Below are 14,621 nucleotides of genomic sequence, written 5' to 3' on the forward strand. Positions count from 1 at the left end.
TCAGCCCTTCGCCTTCTCGAGCTGCCCGTTCACGGTGTCCAGAAGCTCGGTCCACGACTTCTCGAACTTCTCGACGCCCTCGTTCTCCAGCACCAGGAACACGTCGGTGATGTCGATGCCCACCGCGGTCAGCTTGTCGAAGACCTCCTGCGCCTCGGCGCTGCGGCCGGTCACCTGGTCGCCCTTGAGCTCGGAGTGCTCCGCGACCGCGTCGAGGGTCTTCTCCGGCATCGTATTGACCGTGTCCTTCACGACCAGGTCGTCGACGTACAGCGTGGGGGAGTAGTCCGGGTTCTTCACGCCGGTCGAGGCCCACAGCGGGCGCTGCGCGTGGGCACCGTCGGCCGCGAGGGCCTTCCAGCGGTCGGAGGCGAACATCTCCTCGAAGGCCGCGTAGGCGAGGCGGGCGTTGGCGACGGCCGCCTTGCCGCGAAGCGCTTTCGCCTCGTCGGTGCCGATGGCGTCCAGGCGCTTGTCAATCTCGGTGTCCACGCGGGACACGAAGAACGACGCCACCGAGTGGATGCCGCGCAGGTCGTGGCCGTTGGCCTTCGCCTGCTCCAGGCCGGCGAAGAAGGCGTCGATGACCTTCTGGTAGCGCTCGACCGAGAAGATCAGCGTGACGTTGACGCTGATGCCCTCGGCCAAGGTCTTCGTGATCGCCGGCAGGCCCTCCTGGGTGGCCGGGATCTTGATCAGCACGTTCGGCCGGTCCACGGTCTTCCAGAGGTCCTGCGCCTCGACGACCGTCTTGTCGGAGTCCTTGGCCAGGCGCGGGTCGACCTCGATCGAGACGCGGCCGTCGACGCCGTTCGTGGCGTTGTAGACGTCGCGGAACAGGTCCGCGGCGTTGCGCACGTCGGTCGTGGTCAGGTCGCGGATGGTCGCCTCGACGTCGGCGCCCTGGGCCGCGAGCTCCCGCGTGCGCTCGTCGTAGGCGTCACCCTTCGACATCGCGTTGGCGAAGATCGTCGGGTTGGTCGTCACGCCCACGACGTGCTTGTCGCGGATCAGATCGGCCAGGTTGCCGGTGTTCAGGCGTTCACGCGAGAGGTCGTCGAGCCAGATCGATACGCCGGCTTCGGACAGAGCCGCGAGCTTGTCGTTGCTCATTGCTGTCATCCCCTTCAGGAATTCTTGGTGTTCTGGATCGAGCGACGGGCGGCCTCGACGACGGCTTCCGCGGTGAACCCGAACTCACGGAACAGTGTCGCCGCGTCGGCCGACGCACCGAAGTGCTCGATCGAAACGTTCACCCCGGCGTCACCGGTGAAGCGGTGCCACGACTGGGCGATGCCCGCCTCGACGGACACGCGGGCCTTCACGCCGGCCGGGATGACGGATTCGCGGTAGGCCGCGTCCTGCGCGTCGAACCACTCGACGCACGGCATGGACACGACACGCGCCTTGACGCCGTCGGCGTCCAGGGTCTTCTTCGCCTCGACCGCGAGCTGGACCTCGGAGCCGGTGGCGATCAGCACGACGTCCGGCGTGCCGTCGGAGTCGGCCAGGACGTAGCCGCCCTTCTTGACGCCCTCGGCGCTGGTGCCCTCGAGCACCGGCACGTTCTGGCGGGTCAGCGCCAGCCCGGACGGGTGGTCGGTGTCCTCCAGCACGGCCTTCCAGGCGTACGCGGTCTCGTTGGCGTCCGCCGGGCGGACGACGTTGAGGCCCGGGATCGCGCGCAGCGCGGAGAGCTGCTCGATCGGCTGGTGCGTCGGACCGTCCTCGCCGAGGCCGATCGAGTCGTGCGTCCAGACGTAGGTGACCGGCGCCTTCATCAGCGCGGCCAGCCGGACCGGCGGGCGCATGTAGTCGGAGAAGATGAGGAACGTCGCGCCGTACGGGCGGGTGCCGCCGTGCAGCGCGATCCCGTTGAGGATCGAGCCCATGGCGTGCTCGCGGACGCCGAAGTGCAGCGTCCGGCCGTACGGGTTGGCCTGCCACATGTCGGTGGCGGCCTTCTCGGGCCCGAACGAGTCGGCGCCCTTCATCGTGGTGTTGTTGCTCTCGGCCAGGTCGGCCGAGCCGCCCCACAGCTCCGGCAGCGGCTCGGCGAGCGCGCTGAGGACCTCACCGGAGGCCTTGCGGGTCGCGATGCCCTTGGCGTCCGGCTCCCACTTCGGCAGGTTGTCGGCGAAGCCCTCGGGCAGCGTGCGGGTGGCCATCCGGTCGCCCAGCTTCTTGCGCTCCGGGTTCGCGGCGGCCCAGGCCTCGTACTTCTCCTGCCACTCGGCGTGCGCGGCCCGGCCGCGCTCGGCCGCCTGGCGGGTGTGCTTGAGCACGTCGTCCTCGACCTGGAACGACTGCTCCGGGTCGAAGCCGAGGATCTTCTTGACCGCGGCGACCTCTTCGCCGCCCAGCGCCGCGCCGTGCGCCTTGCCGGTGCCCATCTTCTTCGGCGCCGGGTAGCCGATCACGGTCCGCAGCGCGATGAACGACGGCCGCTGCGTCTCGGCCTTGGCGGCCTTGATGGCCTCCTCGATCGCGACGACGTCCTCGCCGCCCTCGACGACCTGGGTGTGCCACCCGTAGGCCTCGTAGCGCTTCACGGTGTCCTCGGACAGCGCGATGTTGGTGTCGTCCTCGATCGAGATCTTGTTGTCGTCGTAGAAGACGATCAGGTTGCCCAGCTCCTGGCGGCCCGCGATGGACGAGGCCTCGGAGGTGACGCCCTCTTCGATGTCGCCGTCGGAGGCGATCACGTAGATGTGGTGGTCGAAGATGCTCTCGCCGGGCGCGGCGTCCGGGTCCAGCAGGCCGCGCTCGCGGCGGGCGGCCATCGCCATGCCCACGGCGTTCGCCAGGCCCTGCCCCAGCGGGCCGGTGGTGGTCTCGACGCCGTCGGTGTGCCGGTACTCCGGGTGACCGGGGGTCTTGGAGCCCCACTTGCGCAGCTGCTTGAGGTCCTCGAGCTCGAGGCCGTAGCCGGCGAGGAACAGCTGGATGTAGAGGGTCAGGCTGGAGTGGCCGGCCGACAGGACGAACCGGTCGCGGGCCGGCCAGTGCTGGTCGTTCGGGTCGTGCCGCATGGTGCGCTGGAACAGCGTGTAGGCCAGCGGCGCGAGGCTCATCGCGGTGCCGGGGTGGCCGCTGCCACAGTTCTCCACCGCGTCCGCGGCCAGCACCCGGACGGTGTCCACGGCGCGGGTGTCGGTGTCGGTCCAGTCGGCGGGCGTGTTGCGCCGGAGGAGTGGGTTGTTCTCGCTGGTAGTGGCGGTTTCGGACACTGAACTCCAACTCCCGGTGATGATGGTTGCGGCTGGTCTTCCTCGTTCCGGTTACCCGTGCGCGCGGCTACTTATCTCAATCGATCCCGAAGGGACGATATTCCAGCTCGCGGCCATGCGCAGGGGCAATCGCGGCCCGTCGCGGCCAGCCTAGTGCTTCGGCCGGTCGAGGACCCGCGATCACCCACGGGATTCACCACGTCTAACATCGTTCGAGGGTTCAGTAGGGCTGGTTCTTCGGCTACCCGGACTGGTCCCGCCCGAACCTGACGCAGGGAGTGAAATGTCGCCGGTGAACGCTGCGCACGGACGCAGTGAAGACACCAGCGCCGTGCACCCGACCGGTGAACGACCGCACGGTGACCGGCGAAGCCTCCGCCGGGTCGTCGGCGCCTACGCCGCGCTGGCGAAGCCGCGGGTCATCGAGCTCCTCCTGGTGACCACCATCCCGGCGATGTTCCTCGCCGGCCGTCAGATCCCGTCGCCGTGGCTGGTGCTGGCCACGCTGGTCGGCGGGACGATGGCCGCGGGCAGCGCGAACGCGCTCAACTGCGTGATCGACGCGGACATCGACAAGGTGATGAACCGCACGAAGCGCCGCCCGCTGGTGAAGGACTCGGTGCCCCGCCGCGGTGCGCTGATCTTCGGCTTGGTCATGGGCGTCGCGTCGGCCGCCGTGCTCTACCTCACGGTGAACCTGCTCTCGGCGATCCTGGCGATCGCGACGATCCTCTTCTACATCTTCGTCTACACGCTCGGCCTGAAGCGGCGCACGTCACAGAACGTGGTCTGGGGCGGCGCGGCGGGCTGCATGCCGGTGGTCATCGGCTGGGCAGCCGTCACCGGCACCGTGCAGTGGCCGGCGTTCGTGATGTTCGGCGTGATCTTCTTCTGGACCCCGCCGCACACGTGGGCGCTGGGCATGAAGTACCGCGACGACTACGAGCGCGCGGGCGTCCCGATGCTGCCGGTGGTCGCCACCGCCCAGCACGTCGCCCGGCAGATCGTCATCTACTCGTGGGTGATGGTGGCGTGGACGCTCCTGCTGCTCCCGGTGACGTCCTGGCTGTACGGCACGTTCGCGATCCTCGCGGGCGGGTGGTTCCTCTTCTACGCGCACAGCCTGCAGGCGGCGGTGCGGCGCGGCGAGGAGACCAAGCCGATGGCGCTGTTCCACCGGTCGAACACGTACCTGATGATCGTGTTCGTGGCCTTGGCCGTCGACTCGGCGATCGGGCTGCCGACCCTCGGCCTGCCGTTCTGAGCCCGGCGGCGTTCTTCGCCGACGTCATCGAGTCCGGAACCGTTCTGGGCGCCGACCCCACGTGGTCACCAGAGCGGGTGGCGGAGCTGCTCGGGGACGACTACGGCGACAACCCGTCGAAGCACTCCCTGGGCCGAGACCACGGCCTGGTCGAGTTCTTCTGGGAGCGCGGCAGCGGGCGCGCGCCGTGGGTGGGGACCCACTTCTCGATCCAGGCCCACCGGCTGCGGTACGCCGAGCCTGACCTGGTCAACCGGGTGATCCGCGACCGCTACGGCGCTTTCCCCGGCCCGGTGACGTTCGGCGAGGTCAGCGCGCTGCTCGCCGACCGCGGCGTGCCGCTGCGGGAGGTGCCGTACCCGGCGGAAGCGGGCGAGTTGCGCGCGTACTGGCAGCCGGACGCGCACATCGTGGTCTCCGTCGTCGAGGGGGCTTACTACGGCCGTGCCGGCGAGCTCTACCGCGTCGCGAGTTCGAGCACCGGCATCCCGTGAGAATGCCGATGCTCAAGAAGATCGGGATCGGCGTGGTCGCGGTCGCCGTGTTCGCCCTGCTGGCGCTGCTCGGCCGCGGCCGGTTCGACCTCGACCAGAACCGGCTCCTCGGCACCGGCTGCGCCATCCCGGCCAAGATCACCGCGGTCCCCGGACCGGCCCCCGACGGCGGCGCCGTCCGCGTCGCCGAACAGGGACCGGGTGCCGCGGTCCTGGAGAACACCGGCACCCTCGCGGCTTACCGGATCACGGTGACCTCCGGCACTGCGACCGTCGAGGTGCCGGTGCTCACGCCGGGGCAGCGGATCGGCGTCGTGCTGGACAAGCCTGCCGTCGGTCCGGTGATCTGGCTCGCGCCCGAGGCCCTCGGCGGCTTCACGCCGGTGACCGCGACCGTCATCCCCGGCGGGGTCCGCTACCGCTCGGCGAACTGCCGGGCGCTGACCAGCCGCGGTGCCGCGGTGCTGTTCCGCGCCCCGGGCGGGCGAATCACCGGGGGTGCGCAGCTGCCGCCGGAAAGCGCGTCGTGCGCGCCGGGGGAGCGGGTGCTGCCCGCCGCTGTCCGGGCCGCCGAGGTCTACCCGTACTGCGCTCTCGGCACGGAATGATCGCGCGGCGGCCGCCGTTACACTTCACTGGCTCTTTTTCCCTTGAGGCGAAAGCAGGATGCTCTTGTCCGTCTCCTCGGACGACTTCTCCGCCGAGCTCGCCCGCGAGCAGGCGTACGTCACCACCCTCTACACGAAGCTCGACGCCGAGCGCCTCGAAGCCCAGCGCCGTCTCGACGAGACGCTCCGGCAGACCGGCGGCACGCCGCAGGCCCGGACCGAACGCGACGTCGCCACCACCCTCTACACCGACCGGCTCGCCCAGCTCGGCTCCGTGGAGCAGGGGCTGGCCTTCGGGCGGCTCGACTTCGTCCCCGAGAGCGCCGAAGAAACCACCTACATCGGCCGGCTCGGGCTGTTCGACGAAGACGACGACTACCGGCCGCTGCTCGTCGACTGGCGGGCGCCCGTCGCGCGGCCCTTCTACCTCGCCACCGCCGCGTCACCCGAAGGGGTGCGACGGCGGCGGCACCTGCGGTCGCTGACCCGCAAGGTCACCGGCTTCGACGACGAGATCCTCGACCTCACCGCCGCCGACCAGGGCCAGGACCTCGGGCTGGCCGGGGAAGCCGCGCTGCTGGCCGCGCTCGAGCAGCGCCGCACCGGCGAGATGAGCGACATCGTCGCGACCATCCAGGCCGAGCAGGACCGCATCATCCGCGCGCCGCTCGGGGGCGTCATGGTCGTCCAGGGCGGCCCGGGCACCGGCAAGACCGCCGTCGCGCTGCACCGCGCGGCCTACCTGCTCTACACGCACCGCCAGCAGCTCACCACCCGCGGCGTGCTCGTCGTCGGCCCGAACAGCACGTTCCTGCGCTACATCGGCCAGGTGCTGCCGTCGCTGGGCGAGACCGGCGTGCTGCTCGCCACCATCGGGCAGCTCTACCCGGGCCTGGACGCCGACGGCGTCGAATCCCGCGCGACCACCGAGGTCAAGGGCCGGCTGGTGCTGGCCGACGTGCTCGCCAACGCCGTCCGCGACCGCCAGCGCGTGCCGGAGCCGGTCCTGGAGATCGAGTACGAGCACGACGTGCTGCGGCTGGACCGCAAGACCTGCACCGACGCCCGCACCCGCGCCCGCCGCTCGCGGCGGCCGCACAACCCGGCGCGGCGCCTGTTCGTCTCCGACGTCCTCGACGCGCTGACCCGCCAGGCCGCCCGCAAGCTGGGGGACGATCTCCTCGACGGGCAGGACCTCCAGGACATCCGCGCCGAACTGGCCGCCGACGACCATGTCGCCGCCGCGCTGGACGAGCTGTGGCCGGTGCTGACGCCGGAAGGCGTGCTGGACGACCTGTTCGCCGACCGCGAACGCCTCGCCCGCGCCGCCGGCAAGCTGCTGTCCGCCGAGGACCGCGCGCTGCTGGAGAGCCCGCGCGACGCCCGGTGGACGCCGGCCGACGTGCCGCTGCTCGACGAGCTGGCCGAGCTGATCGGCGTCGACGACACCGAGGCCCGCGTCGAGCGCAAACGCCGCGAGCGCGAGGACCGCGCGTACGCCGAGGGCGTGCTCGACATCCTCGAACAGGACGAGGAGATCATCGACGAGGAGCTCCTGCGCGTCTCCGACGTCCTCGACGCCGAGCTGTTCGCCGAGCGCCAGCAGGAGCGCAGCGAGCTGACCGCCGCCCAGCGGGCCGCGCAGGACCGGACCTGGACGTTCGGGCACGTGATCGTCGACGAGGCCCAGGAGCTCTCGGCGATGGACTGGCGGCTGCTGATGCGGCGGTCGCCGAACCGGTCGATGACGCTGGTCGGCGACGTCGCCCAGACCGGCGCGGCGGGCGGGGCGCGGTCGTGGGGCGAGGTGCTCTCGCCGTACGTCGCGGACCGGTGGCGGCTGGAAGAGCTGACCGTGAACTACCGCACGCCCGCCGAGATCATGGCGGTCGCGGCGCGGGTGCTGGCCGAGGTCGATCCTTCCCTGTCGGCGCCTTCGTCGGTGCGGGAGACCGGGGTGCCGCCGTGGTCGGTGCGCCCGGCTTCGCTGGACGCGGAGCTGCCCGGGCTGGCGGCCCGCGAGCTGTCCGAAGTGGACGGTGGCACGGTCGCGGTCCTGGTGCCCGGACGGCGGTACGACGCGGTTTCCGCGCTGCTGGCCGGCCACGACGAACGGCTGAGCGTGCTGACGGTCGAGCGGTCGAAGGGCCTGGAGTTCGACTCGGTGGTGCTGGTCGCGCCGGACGAGGTCGTCGCGGGCTCGCCGCGGGGCCTCAACGACCTGTACGTGGCCCTCACGCGGGCGACCCGGCGGCTCGGGGTGGTCCGGACCGGTGACGAGGTACCGGCACTCTCCGTGCTTGGCTAGGGTGCCCGGCATGCAGAACATCGGGAAGATCGTGGTCGTCGCCGCGGCGGCGCTGTCGCTGGCCGCGTGCGGCCAGCAGGCCAAGACCGAGACGGCGGCGCCGCCGTCGTCGGCCGCCCCGTCGTCGACCGCCGCGCCGGCCACCCAGAGCAAGGGCCGCGAGTGCACCGCGGACGACATCAAGACGACGGGGAAGTTCGGCGAAGTGCCGACGATCACCATCCCCGACGACTGCGACCCGCCGAAGAAGCTGATCACCAAGGACCTGTCCGAGGGCACCGGCGAGGGCGCGAAGGCCGGCCAGCAGCTGAAGATGAACTACCTGCTGGTGACGTGGTCGGACAAGCAGAAGCTGGACAGCTCGTTCGACCGCGGGCAGACGTTCGACCTGCAGCTCGGCGCCGGCAAGGTCATCCCGGGCTGGGACCAGGGCCTGGTGGGCATCAAGCAGGGCGGCCGCCGGCTGCTGATCATCCCGCCGGACCTCGCGTACGGCGAGGGCGGCAACGGCATGAAGCCGAACGAGACGCTGGTGTTCGTGACCGACGCCGTCGCGGTCACCGCCGCCTGACGTGCGCGAAGGCCGCCACGGGTGCACCCCGGGGCGGCCTTCGGTGCGTCAGGGGATGAGCAGGAGCTTGCCGGTGGTGCGGCGGCCCTGCAGGTCTTCGTGGGCCTTGCGCGCGTCGGCCAGGGGGTACTTGCCGCCGATGCGGACGTTCAGCTCGCCGGCGAGGATGGCGTCGAACAGCTCCTTCGACCGCCAGTCGATCTCCTCGCGCGTGCGCGTGTAATGCACGGACGTCGGACGGGTCAGGTAGAGCGAGCCGCCGGAGTTGAGCCGCTGCGGGTCCAGCGGCGGGACCGGGCCGCTGGACGCGCCGAACAGCGCGAGCAGGCCGCGGACCTTGAGGCTGGCCAGGCTGCCGTCGACGGTGTCCTTGCCGACCCCGTCGTAGACGACGTCGACGCCCTCGCCGTCCGTCAGCTCGCGGGTGACCTTCGCGAAGTCGTCGCGGTCGTAGCGGATCACCTCGTCGGCACCGGCTTCGCGAGCCAGCTTCGCCTTTTCTTCGGTCGACACCGTGCCGATGACGCGGGCGCCGCGCGCCTTGGCCAGCTGCACCAGGAGCAGCCCGACGCCTCCCGCGGCCGCGTGCACCAGCACGTCGTGACCCGGCTTGACCTCGAAGGTCGAGGCGACCAGGTAGTGCGCGGTGATGCCCTGCAGCATGGTCGCGGCGGCGGTTTCGAGGGAGACGCCCTCGGGCACCTTGACGGCCACCGACGCGGGGACGAGCTTCCGGGCCGCGTAGCTGCCGATCGAGCCCTGCCAGGCGACGCGGTCACCGGGCTCGAACCCGGTGCCCTTCGCGGCTTCCACGACCGTGCCGGCGCCTTCGAGGCCCAGGACGACCGGCAGTTCCATCGGGTAGATGCCCTGGCGCTGGTAGGTGTCGATGTAGTTGACGCCGGCCGCGGCGACGTCGACCAGCAGCTCGCCGTCCTGCGGGGCGCGGACGTCCACTTCGGCCGGTTCGAGCACTTCGGGGCCGCCGGTCTTCGTCACCTGCACTGCGGTGGGCATGCGTCCTCCTCGGGTCGGGTTCTCCCGGGTGCAACTATGGCCGATGCCACGCTGTTCCGCGTTCCGGCCGGTTGTTCGTTATCGTTCGGGACGTGGCTGAATCATCTGAGACCGTCGTTGCGCCCTCGGGCGCGCAGCTGAGCGCGGCGCGCAAGTTCGTGAAGGCGCACGGCAAGCCGTCCCGCGCGGTGGTGGAGAACATCGGCCGGGCGGGCACCCGCGTGGTCATGGTCGGCGCGGACGGCGCCCTCGGCGACGTGGTGGTGCCCTCGGTGGCGACCGGCGAAGCCCTGGTCGAGGCGGTCGAGGACCTGTCCCCGGCCACGTGGGACGCGGAGACGGTCAAGCAGGCGAAGATCGGCCCGGAGCACCGCCGCAAGATGGCGGGCAAGTGAGCCCCACGGCGATCCTGGTCGGCTGCACGGAACTCCCTTCGGGTGACGGCGACGACGACGCCGTGGTGCCGGCGCTGTCCTCGCTGGGCTTTTCGGTGTCGTGGGCACCGTGGGATTCTGCGGCGGACTTTGCGTCGGCCGACGCGGTGATCCTGCGGGCGACGTGGGATTACGCGGCCCGGCGTACCGAGTTCCTCTCGTGGTGCGAGTCGGTGCCGTCGTTGTTCAACTCCGCCGAGGTGGTGCGGTGGAACACGGACAAGTCGTACCTGGTGGAGCTGCTCGACGCCGGCCTCGCGGTGGTCCCGACTGCGTTGGTCCCGCCGGACTCGCCGGCCTCTTTCCCGTCGTCGGACTTCGTGGTGAAGCCGTCGGTGGGCGCGGGATCCCGTGGCGCGGCGCGCTTCGCTCCCGGGGCTGATGCTTCCGCGCACGTGGCGGCGTTGCACGCGGAGGGCCACACGGCGCTGATCCAGCCGTACCAGTCCAGTGTGGACACTTCGGGCGAGCTGGCTTTGGTTTACCTCGGCGGAATCTACTCGCACGCGTTCTCGAAAGGTGCGATGCTGGGGTCCTCTGTGGATTCTTCGGGGCTGTACCTGTCGGAGCAGCTGGCGCCGGCTTCCCCGCCCGCGGACGCGGTGGCGCTGGCCGAGGACGTCTTGGACGCGGCGACGGCGCTGCTGGGGATCCTGCGGGCGGAGCTGCTGTACGCGCGGGTGGACCTGGTGCGTGGCGAGGACGGCAAGCCGCTGCTGCTGGAGCTGGAGCTGACGGAGCCGTCACTGGGCTTCCGCCAGACGGACCCGAGCGCGGCGGTCCGCTTCGCGTCGGCGGTGCGGCAGCAGCTGGCGTAGTCACGGCAGGGGCCGCCGCGCGGCGGCGAGGGCGACGAGCGCGCCGATCGCGGTGACGGCGACGGAACCGGTGATCAGGTAGAGGGCGCCGATTCCGGTGAGACCGGCCTTGATCAATTCCTGCAACCCGCGGAAACCGTCGTGGCGTGCCGGGGCGGCCGATCCGCGGACGGGCTTCTTCACCATTGTTCTACCCCTCTGTGTCGTGTACTAGTACACCTGTGGGCAATGGTGAGCCACGGCAGCCGGATGCGGAACTGATCTTTTGTGGTCGCGGCGGGTTTCTCGCCGTCGGCCCCCTGTCGTCGCTGGTCTCGCCGTTGTCCCGGGTTGTCGCTCGTTGTCGATCATTGCCGGGCAGCGGAGGAACGCCGTGACCGTACAGCTGGATTTCGAACGCGTCGACGAGGTGGCTTCGCCCGGTGCGGTCGAAGCCGCACTGCGCTGGCTCGCGACCCGGAAGGAGGGCGAACCGCTGCGGTTCCTCCGGTACGCGATCGAAGATCCGGCGAGTGAGTCGGCCGCCGCGGTCGGCTGCCTGACCGGACCCACGGCTTCCCTGCCCGGCGAGACGCCGGAGACGCGTGCCCTGGCGGTCTGGGGCCTCATCGTCGAAGAAGTCGCCAAAGTGGGCTCCGCCGAAGATTCCCGCCGCCGCACCACCTTGCGGGCCGCCTTCCGGCTGCCTCCGGCGCCCGGACCGGCGGCGGCGTGGAAGGGCACCCTCGACGACCGCTTCAAGCAGTTGACGGCGCTCCGCGGTGTCTTCGGTGTTCCGCCACCCAGCACGACGACCCCCATGCACAAGGCTTGGCGGCGCGCGGTCGAACGGCTGGCGTGCTGCGTGCAGCGCGAACTCGCCCGCCTGCAGCACGACGGTTCCGGCTGGCAGAGCCGCGTCGAGATCGGGAGAGCGGCTGCCGGGGCCGGTGCCGGCGTTCCCGCCCGCCGGCCCCCGTCCCGCGGGGCGCAGCCGGTGTTCATCGAACGCATGCTCGTGCGGGTGGTCATGGGCCGCAGAACGCCGGTGCGCCGGTTGACCGAGCGCACCCTCGTCGCCTGCCGGGACGGCGTCGAGGGCTATGACGTGCGCGCTTTGACCGGCTGGACGGGCGACCTCGCCGGCCTCCCCGTGCAGGCGATCTGGAACTGCCGTCTCGTCGCCGTTCCCGGGGAGCACCCGGGTGACCCGGTCATGGCCCGGTTGCGCTTCCGCAAGACGCTGCGCCAGGGGGAGTCGTACAGCCTCGTTTCGGAGGCGACCGACGATCGCCTCGACCAGGAACGGAGGTGGATCAACGTCGACATCGACCACCACGGGATCGCCGCCGGAACGCGCGATCGGCGGGGCGAACCGGTTGCCGGGCTCACCATCCAGGTCAATTTCGACCCAGGCCGGCTCCCGGAGGCGTGCTGGTGGTACGCGGAACAGACCGAGTACGAACGCCTGCGACGGCCGCCTGCCGGTGATCCGCACCTGCTCGTGGTCGAGGACGGCTTCGTGCAGCACACCTTCGCGGGCCCCTGTCAGCCGCGCGAGGAGTACGGAATCGCCTTCAGGTGGCCGCCGGAGTGATCGAGGCCGGGCCACACCGGGGTGTGGCCCGCTTCCTTCGGGCCGGCTCGGCTAGTTGCCGGTGTTCCCGCCGCCGTTGCCGCTGCCGTTGCCTTCGCCACCGTTGTCGAGCACTGGTTCGTTTCCCTTCTTCGAGTTGCCGTAAGGGAAAGTTACTGAGGGTGTCTGTCCACTATGGAGGAAGGCGGGTGACGGTGAGTGACTGCCGGCTCAGGCCCGCTTGGCGGCCAGCCGCTCCATCCGCGGCCACCGCACGTCCGTTGCCCAGCCGAGGCGCTCGAACGCCCAGATCACCCGCGCCGACACGTCCACCTGGCCCCGCAGCACCCCGTGGCGGGCGCACGTCGGGTCCGCGTGGTGGGAGTTGTGCCACGACTCGCCCATCGACAGCAGTGCCAGTGGCCAGAAGTTCGCCGCCTTGTCGCGGCTGGCGAACGGCCGCTCGCCGATCAGGTGGCACACCGAGTTCACCGACCACGACACGTGGTGCAGGAACGCGATGCGGACCAGGCCGGCCCAGAAGAACGCCGTCACCGCGCCCCACACCGACCACGTCAGCAGGCCGCCCAGCAGGGCCGGCAGCGCCAGGCTCAGGGTGATCCACAGCCAGAAGTAGCGGTTGACCCAGCGCAGGTCCGCGTCCGCCACCAGGTCCGGGGCGAAGCGGTCGGCGTTGGTCACCTCGCGGCCGAACATCCAGCCCATGTGCGCGTGCCAGAAGCCGCGCAGCAGTGCCGAGGGGGACGTGCCGAACAGCCAGGGGGAGTGCGGGTCGCCCTCGCGGTCGGCGAACGCGTGGTGGCGGCGGTGGCTGGCCACCCAGAAGATCACCGATCCCTGGACCGCCATGCTGCCCGCGATGGCCAGCACCACCCGCAGCGGGCGCGTCGCCTTGAACGCGCCGTGGGTGAAGTAGCGGTGGTAGCCCACCGTCACCCCGAGGGTCGCGAAGACGTAGAACGCCGCCGCGAGGACCAGGTCGACCCAGGTCATTCCCCAGCCCCACACCAGCGGGATCGCGACGAGGAGTGCCGCGAACGGCACCAGCAGGAAGGTCTTGAGCACGATCATCTCGCCGGTGCCGCGGCGGTGCGAAATCAGCGGCTTGGACGGGGTGCGCGACGTCATGGCGCGAACGATAACCCACGGCCGGGACGGGCACGCCGCCGCGGAGTTAAGCCCGAGTTGCCGTCAGGCGGCCGTGAGCTCCCGCGGGGCCGGGGTGAGGGACACCGCCGGGCCGCGGTCGCGGCTGCCCGTCCACAGCGACGCCGTCGCGACGATCACCGCCATCGCGCCGAGGACGTGGAACGACACCATCGCCTCGGGCACGCCCAGCGCGTACTGCAGCGAACCGAGGCCGCCCTGCGCCACCGCGACCACCCAGACGGCCGTGTAGCGCTGCCACAGGTTCTTCGGCGCGCCGACGCGCAGCAGCTGGAGGCCGAACACCGCGAGCAGCAGCAGGTAGAGCACCAGCAGGCCGCCGTGGACCTGGGCGAGCGCCTCGACCGGGACGTCCAGGCGGTGGGTGTTGATGTCACCGCTGTGCGGGCCGGCGCCGGTCACCGTGGTGCCCGCCGCGAGCACGAGCCACATCACCGCGGCGAGCAGCACCAGGATCGTGCGGCCGGCGGCGGGGACCAGCGGCCGCGCGGGCTCGTCACCCTCGCGGAACGCGCGCAGCAGCAGGACGGCCAGCCAGACCAGCGGGGTCGTGGCCAGGAAGTGGATCGCGACCGTCCACCACTCCAGCTTGGCGAGCACGGTCAGGCCGCCGACGACGGCCTGCAGCACGACGCCGCCGGGCATCGTCCAGGCCAGCTTGACCAGGCGCGTGCGGCCCGGGTGGTCGATCTGCACGCGCCACGCCGTGACGACGGCGACCGCGGCGACCAGGATGACGACCACGGTCAGCAGCCGGTTGCCGAACTCGATCCACTGGTTGAGCGCGTGGATGCCCGGGTGGTCCACCGGCACCAGGCTGCCCGCGACGCACTGCGGCCAGGTCGGGCAGCCGAGCCCGGACCCGGTGACGCGCACGATGGAGCCGGTGACGCCGATCAGCGCCTGCGCGAGGACCGCGGCGATCCCGACGGCCCGCTGCACGGCGGCGGAGGGGTACGGCAGACGGGCGACAAGGCTGGTGAACGGCACGCATCCGATGGTAGAGCGCGCGGAAAACGCGCTTTCGGCAGGTCCTGACGCCCAGAACGCGCCGACGGCCGCAAGGGACCAAGGTCACTCACGACCCGGACCCGGATCGTGAGTGGTAGAGCGGGTTCTAACCCGCCTTACCAC

Annotated in this window: 14 protein-coding genes; 8 read left to right on the top strand and 6 right to left on the bottom strand. The window is 71.1% G+C overall.

The features are described 5' to 3' along the window. Both tal and tkt read right to left on the bottom strand, forming a co-directional pair. Window positions 1–1,113 carry a transaldolase gene (gene tal, locus AB0M93_RS18225; RefSeq protein WP_364274834.1) on the bottom strand — a complete coding sequence of 371 codons (1,113 nt, stop codon included), beginning with the start codon at window positions 1,111–1,113 and terminating at the stop codon, window positions 1–3. A 14-nt stretch (window positions 1,114–1,127) separates the two neighbouring features. After that, on the bottom strand, window positions 1,128–3,230 hold the full coding sequence (tkt, locus tag AB0M93_RS18230) for a transketolase (protein ID WP_364274836.1): 2,103 nt from the start codon (window positions 3,228–3,230) through the stop codon (window positions 1,128–1,130). A 283-nt stretch (window positions 3,231–3,513) separates the two neighbouring features. Here tkt and AB0M93_RS18235 point away from each other — a divergent pair, with 283 nt between their 5' ends. From AB0M93_RS18235 to AB0M93_RS18255, 5 genes are all read left to right on the top strand, one after another. After that, window positions 3,514–4,494 carry a heme o synthase gene (locus AB0M93_RS18235; RefSeq protein WP_364274838.1) on the top strand — a complete coding sequence of 327 codons (981 nt, stop codon included), beginning with the start codon at window positions 3,514–3,516 and terminating at the stop codon, window positions 4,492–4,494. A gap of 77 nt (window positions 4,495–4,571) precedes the next feature. Further along, complete coding sequence (locus AB0M93_RS18240; protein WP_364274840.1) at window positions 4,572–4,988, top strand: hypothetical protein; 417 nt, start codon at window positions 4,572–4,574, stop codon at window positions 4,986–4,988. A gap of 2 nt (window positions 4,989–4,990) precedes the next feature. After that, window positions 4,991–5,596 carry a hypothetical protein gene (locus AB0M93_RS18245; RefSeq protein WP_364274842.1) on the top strand — a complete coding sequence of 202 codons (606 nt, stop codon included), beginning with the start codon at window positions 4,991–4,993 and terminating at the stop codon, window positions 5,594–5,596. Between the two features lie 58 nt (window positions 5,597–5,654). Next, window positions 5,655–7,904 (top strand): ATP-binding domain-containing protein, encoded by a 2,250-nt coding sequence (locus AB0M93_RS18250; RefSeq protein ID WP_364274844.1) that lies wholly within the window; start codon window positions 5,655–5,657, stop codon window positions 7,902–7,904. Between the two features lie 10 nt (window positions 7,905–7,914). Next, window positions 7,915–8,475, top strand: coding sequence for an FKBP-type peptidyl-prolyl cis-trans isomerase (locus AB0M93_RS18255; RefSeq protein ID WP_364274845.1), 561 nt, complete (start codon window positions 7,915–7,917; stop codon window positions 8,473–8,475). Between the two features lie 48 nt (window positions 8,476–8,523). On the opposite strand, the gene AB0M93_RS18260 is transcribed toward AB0M93_RS18255, so the two are convergent. Continuing rightward, complete coding sequence (locus AB0M93_RS18260) at window positions 8,524–9,492, bottom strand: quinone oxidoreductase (protein WP_364274846.1); 969 nt, start codon at window positions 9,490–9,492, stop codon at window positions 8,524–8,526. A gap of 92 nt (window positions 9,493–9,584) precedes the next feature. On the opposite strand from AB0M93_RS18260, the gene AB0M93_RS18265 reads away from it, so the two are divergent. Together AB0M93_RS18265 and AB0M93_RS18270 are read left to right on the top strand one after the other, a co-directional pair. Next, window positions 9,585–9,887 (top strand): hypothetical protein, encoded by a 303-nt coding sequence (locus tag AB0M93_RS18265; protein WP_364274848.1) that lies wholly within the window; start codon window positions 9,585–9,587, stop codon window positions 9,885–9,887. After that, window positions 9,884–10,744 (top strand): hypothetical protein, encoded by an 861-nt coding sequence (locus tag AB0M93_RS18270; protein ID WP_364274850.1) that lies wholly within the window; start codon window positions 9,884–9,886, stop codon window positions 10,742–10,744. Before AB0M93_RS18265 ends, AB0M93_RS18270 begins: the two co-directional genes overlap by 4 nt. On the opposite strand, the gene AB0M93_RS18275 is transcribed toward AB0M93_RS18270, so the two are convergent. Beyond that, complete coding sequence (locus AB0M93_RS18275; RefSeq protein WP_364274852.1) at window positions 10,745–10,930, bottom strand: hypothetical protein; 186 nt, start codon at window positions 10,928–10,930, stop codon at window positions 10,745–10,747. A gap of 187 nt (window positions 10,931–11,117) precedes the next feature. Between AB0M93_RS18275 and AB0M93_RS18280 the strand changes: the two genes are divergently transcribed. Next, window positions 11,118–12,320 (top strand): hypothetical protein, encoded by a 1,203-nt coding sequence (locus AB0M93_RS18280; RefSeq protein ID WP_364274854.1) that lies wholly within the window; start codon window positions 11,118–11,120, stop codon window positions 12,318–12,320. A 210-nt stretch (window positions 12,321–12,530) separates the two neighbouring features. Here the strand turns inward: AB0M93_RS18280 and AB0M93_RS18285 are convergent, their stop codons facing one another. Together AB0M93_RS18285 and AB0M93_RS18290 are read right to left on the bottom strand one after the other, a co-directional pair. Beyond that, window positions 12,531–13,448 (bottom strand): acyl-CoA desaturase, encoded by a 918-nt coding sequence (locus AB0M93_RS18285; protein ID WP_364274856.1) that lies wholly within the window; start codon window positions 13,446–13,448, stop codon window positions 12,531–12,533. Window positions 13,449–13,511: 63 nt separating this feature from the next. Continuing rightward, the gene (locus AB0M93_RS18290; protein WP_364274858.1) at window positions 13,512–14,477 is read right to left on the bottom strand and encodes a COX15/CtaA family protein; all 966 of its coding nucleotides are present in this window, start codon (window positions 14,475–14,477) and stop codon (window positions 13,512–13,514) included. Window positions 14,478–14,621: the final 144 nt, after the last annotated feature.

The organism is Amycolatopsis sp. NPDC051102 (assembly GCF_040682815.1).
Taxonomy (GTDB): domain Bacteria; phylum Actinomycetota; class Actinomycetes; order Mycobacteriales; family Pseudonocardiaceae; genus Amycolatopsis.

Bases quoted from the DNA above. Each gene is read 5' to 3' on its own strand.
- AB0M93_RS18245 (WP_364274842.1), top strand. From the start codon at position 4,991: ATGCCGATGCTCAAGAAGATCGGGATCGGCGTGGTCGCGGTCGCCGTG.
- AB0M93_RS18255 (WP_364274845.1), top strand. From the start codon at position 7,915: ATGCAGAACATCGGGAAGATCGTGGTCGTCGCCGCGGCGGCGCTGTCG.
- AB0M93_RS18275 (WP_364274852.1), bottom strand. From the start codon at position 10,930: ATGGTGAAGAAGCCCGTCCGCGGATCGGCCGCCCCGGCACGCCACGAC.
- AB0M93_RS18260 (WP_364274846.1), bottom strand. From the start codon at position 9,492: ATGCCCACCGCAGTGCAGGTGACGAAGACCGGCGGCCCCGAAGTGCTC.
- AB0M93_RS18285 (WP_364274856.1), bottom strand. From the start codon at position 13,448: ATGACGTCGCGCACCCCGTCCAAGCCGCTGATTTCGCACCGCCGCGGC.
- tal (WP_364274834.1), bottom strand. From the start codon at position 1,113: ATGAGCAACGACAAGCTCGCGGCTCTGTCCGAAGCCGGCGTATCGATC.
- AB0M93_RS18250 (WP_364274844.1), top strand. From the start codon at position 5,655: ATGCTCTTGTCCGTCTCCTCGGACGACTTCTCCGCCGAGCTCGCCCGC.
- AB0M93_RS18235 (WP_364274838.1), top strand. From the start codon at position 3,514: ATGTCGCCGGTGAACGCTGCGCACGGACGCAGTGAAGACACCAGCGCC.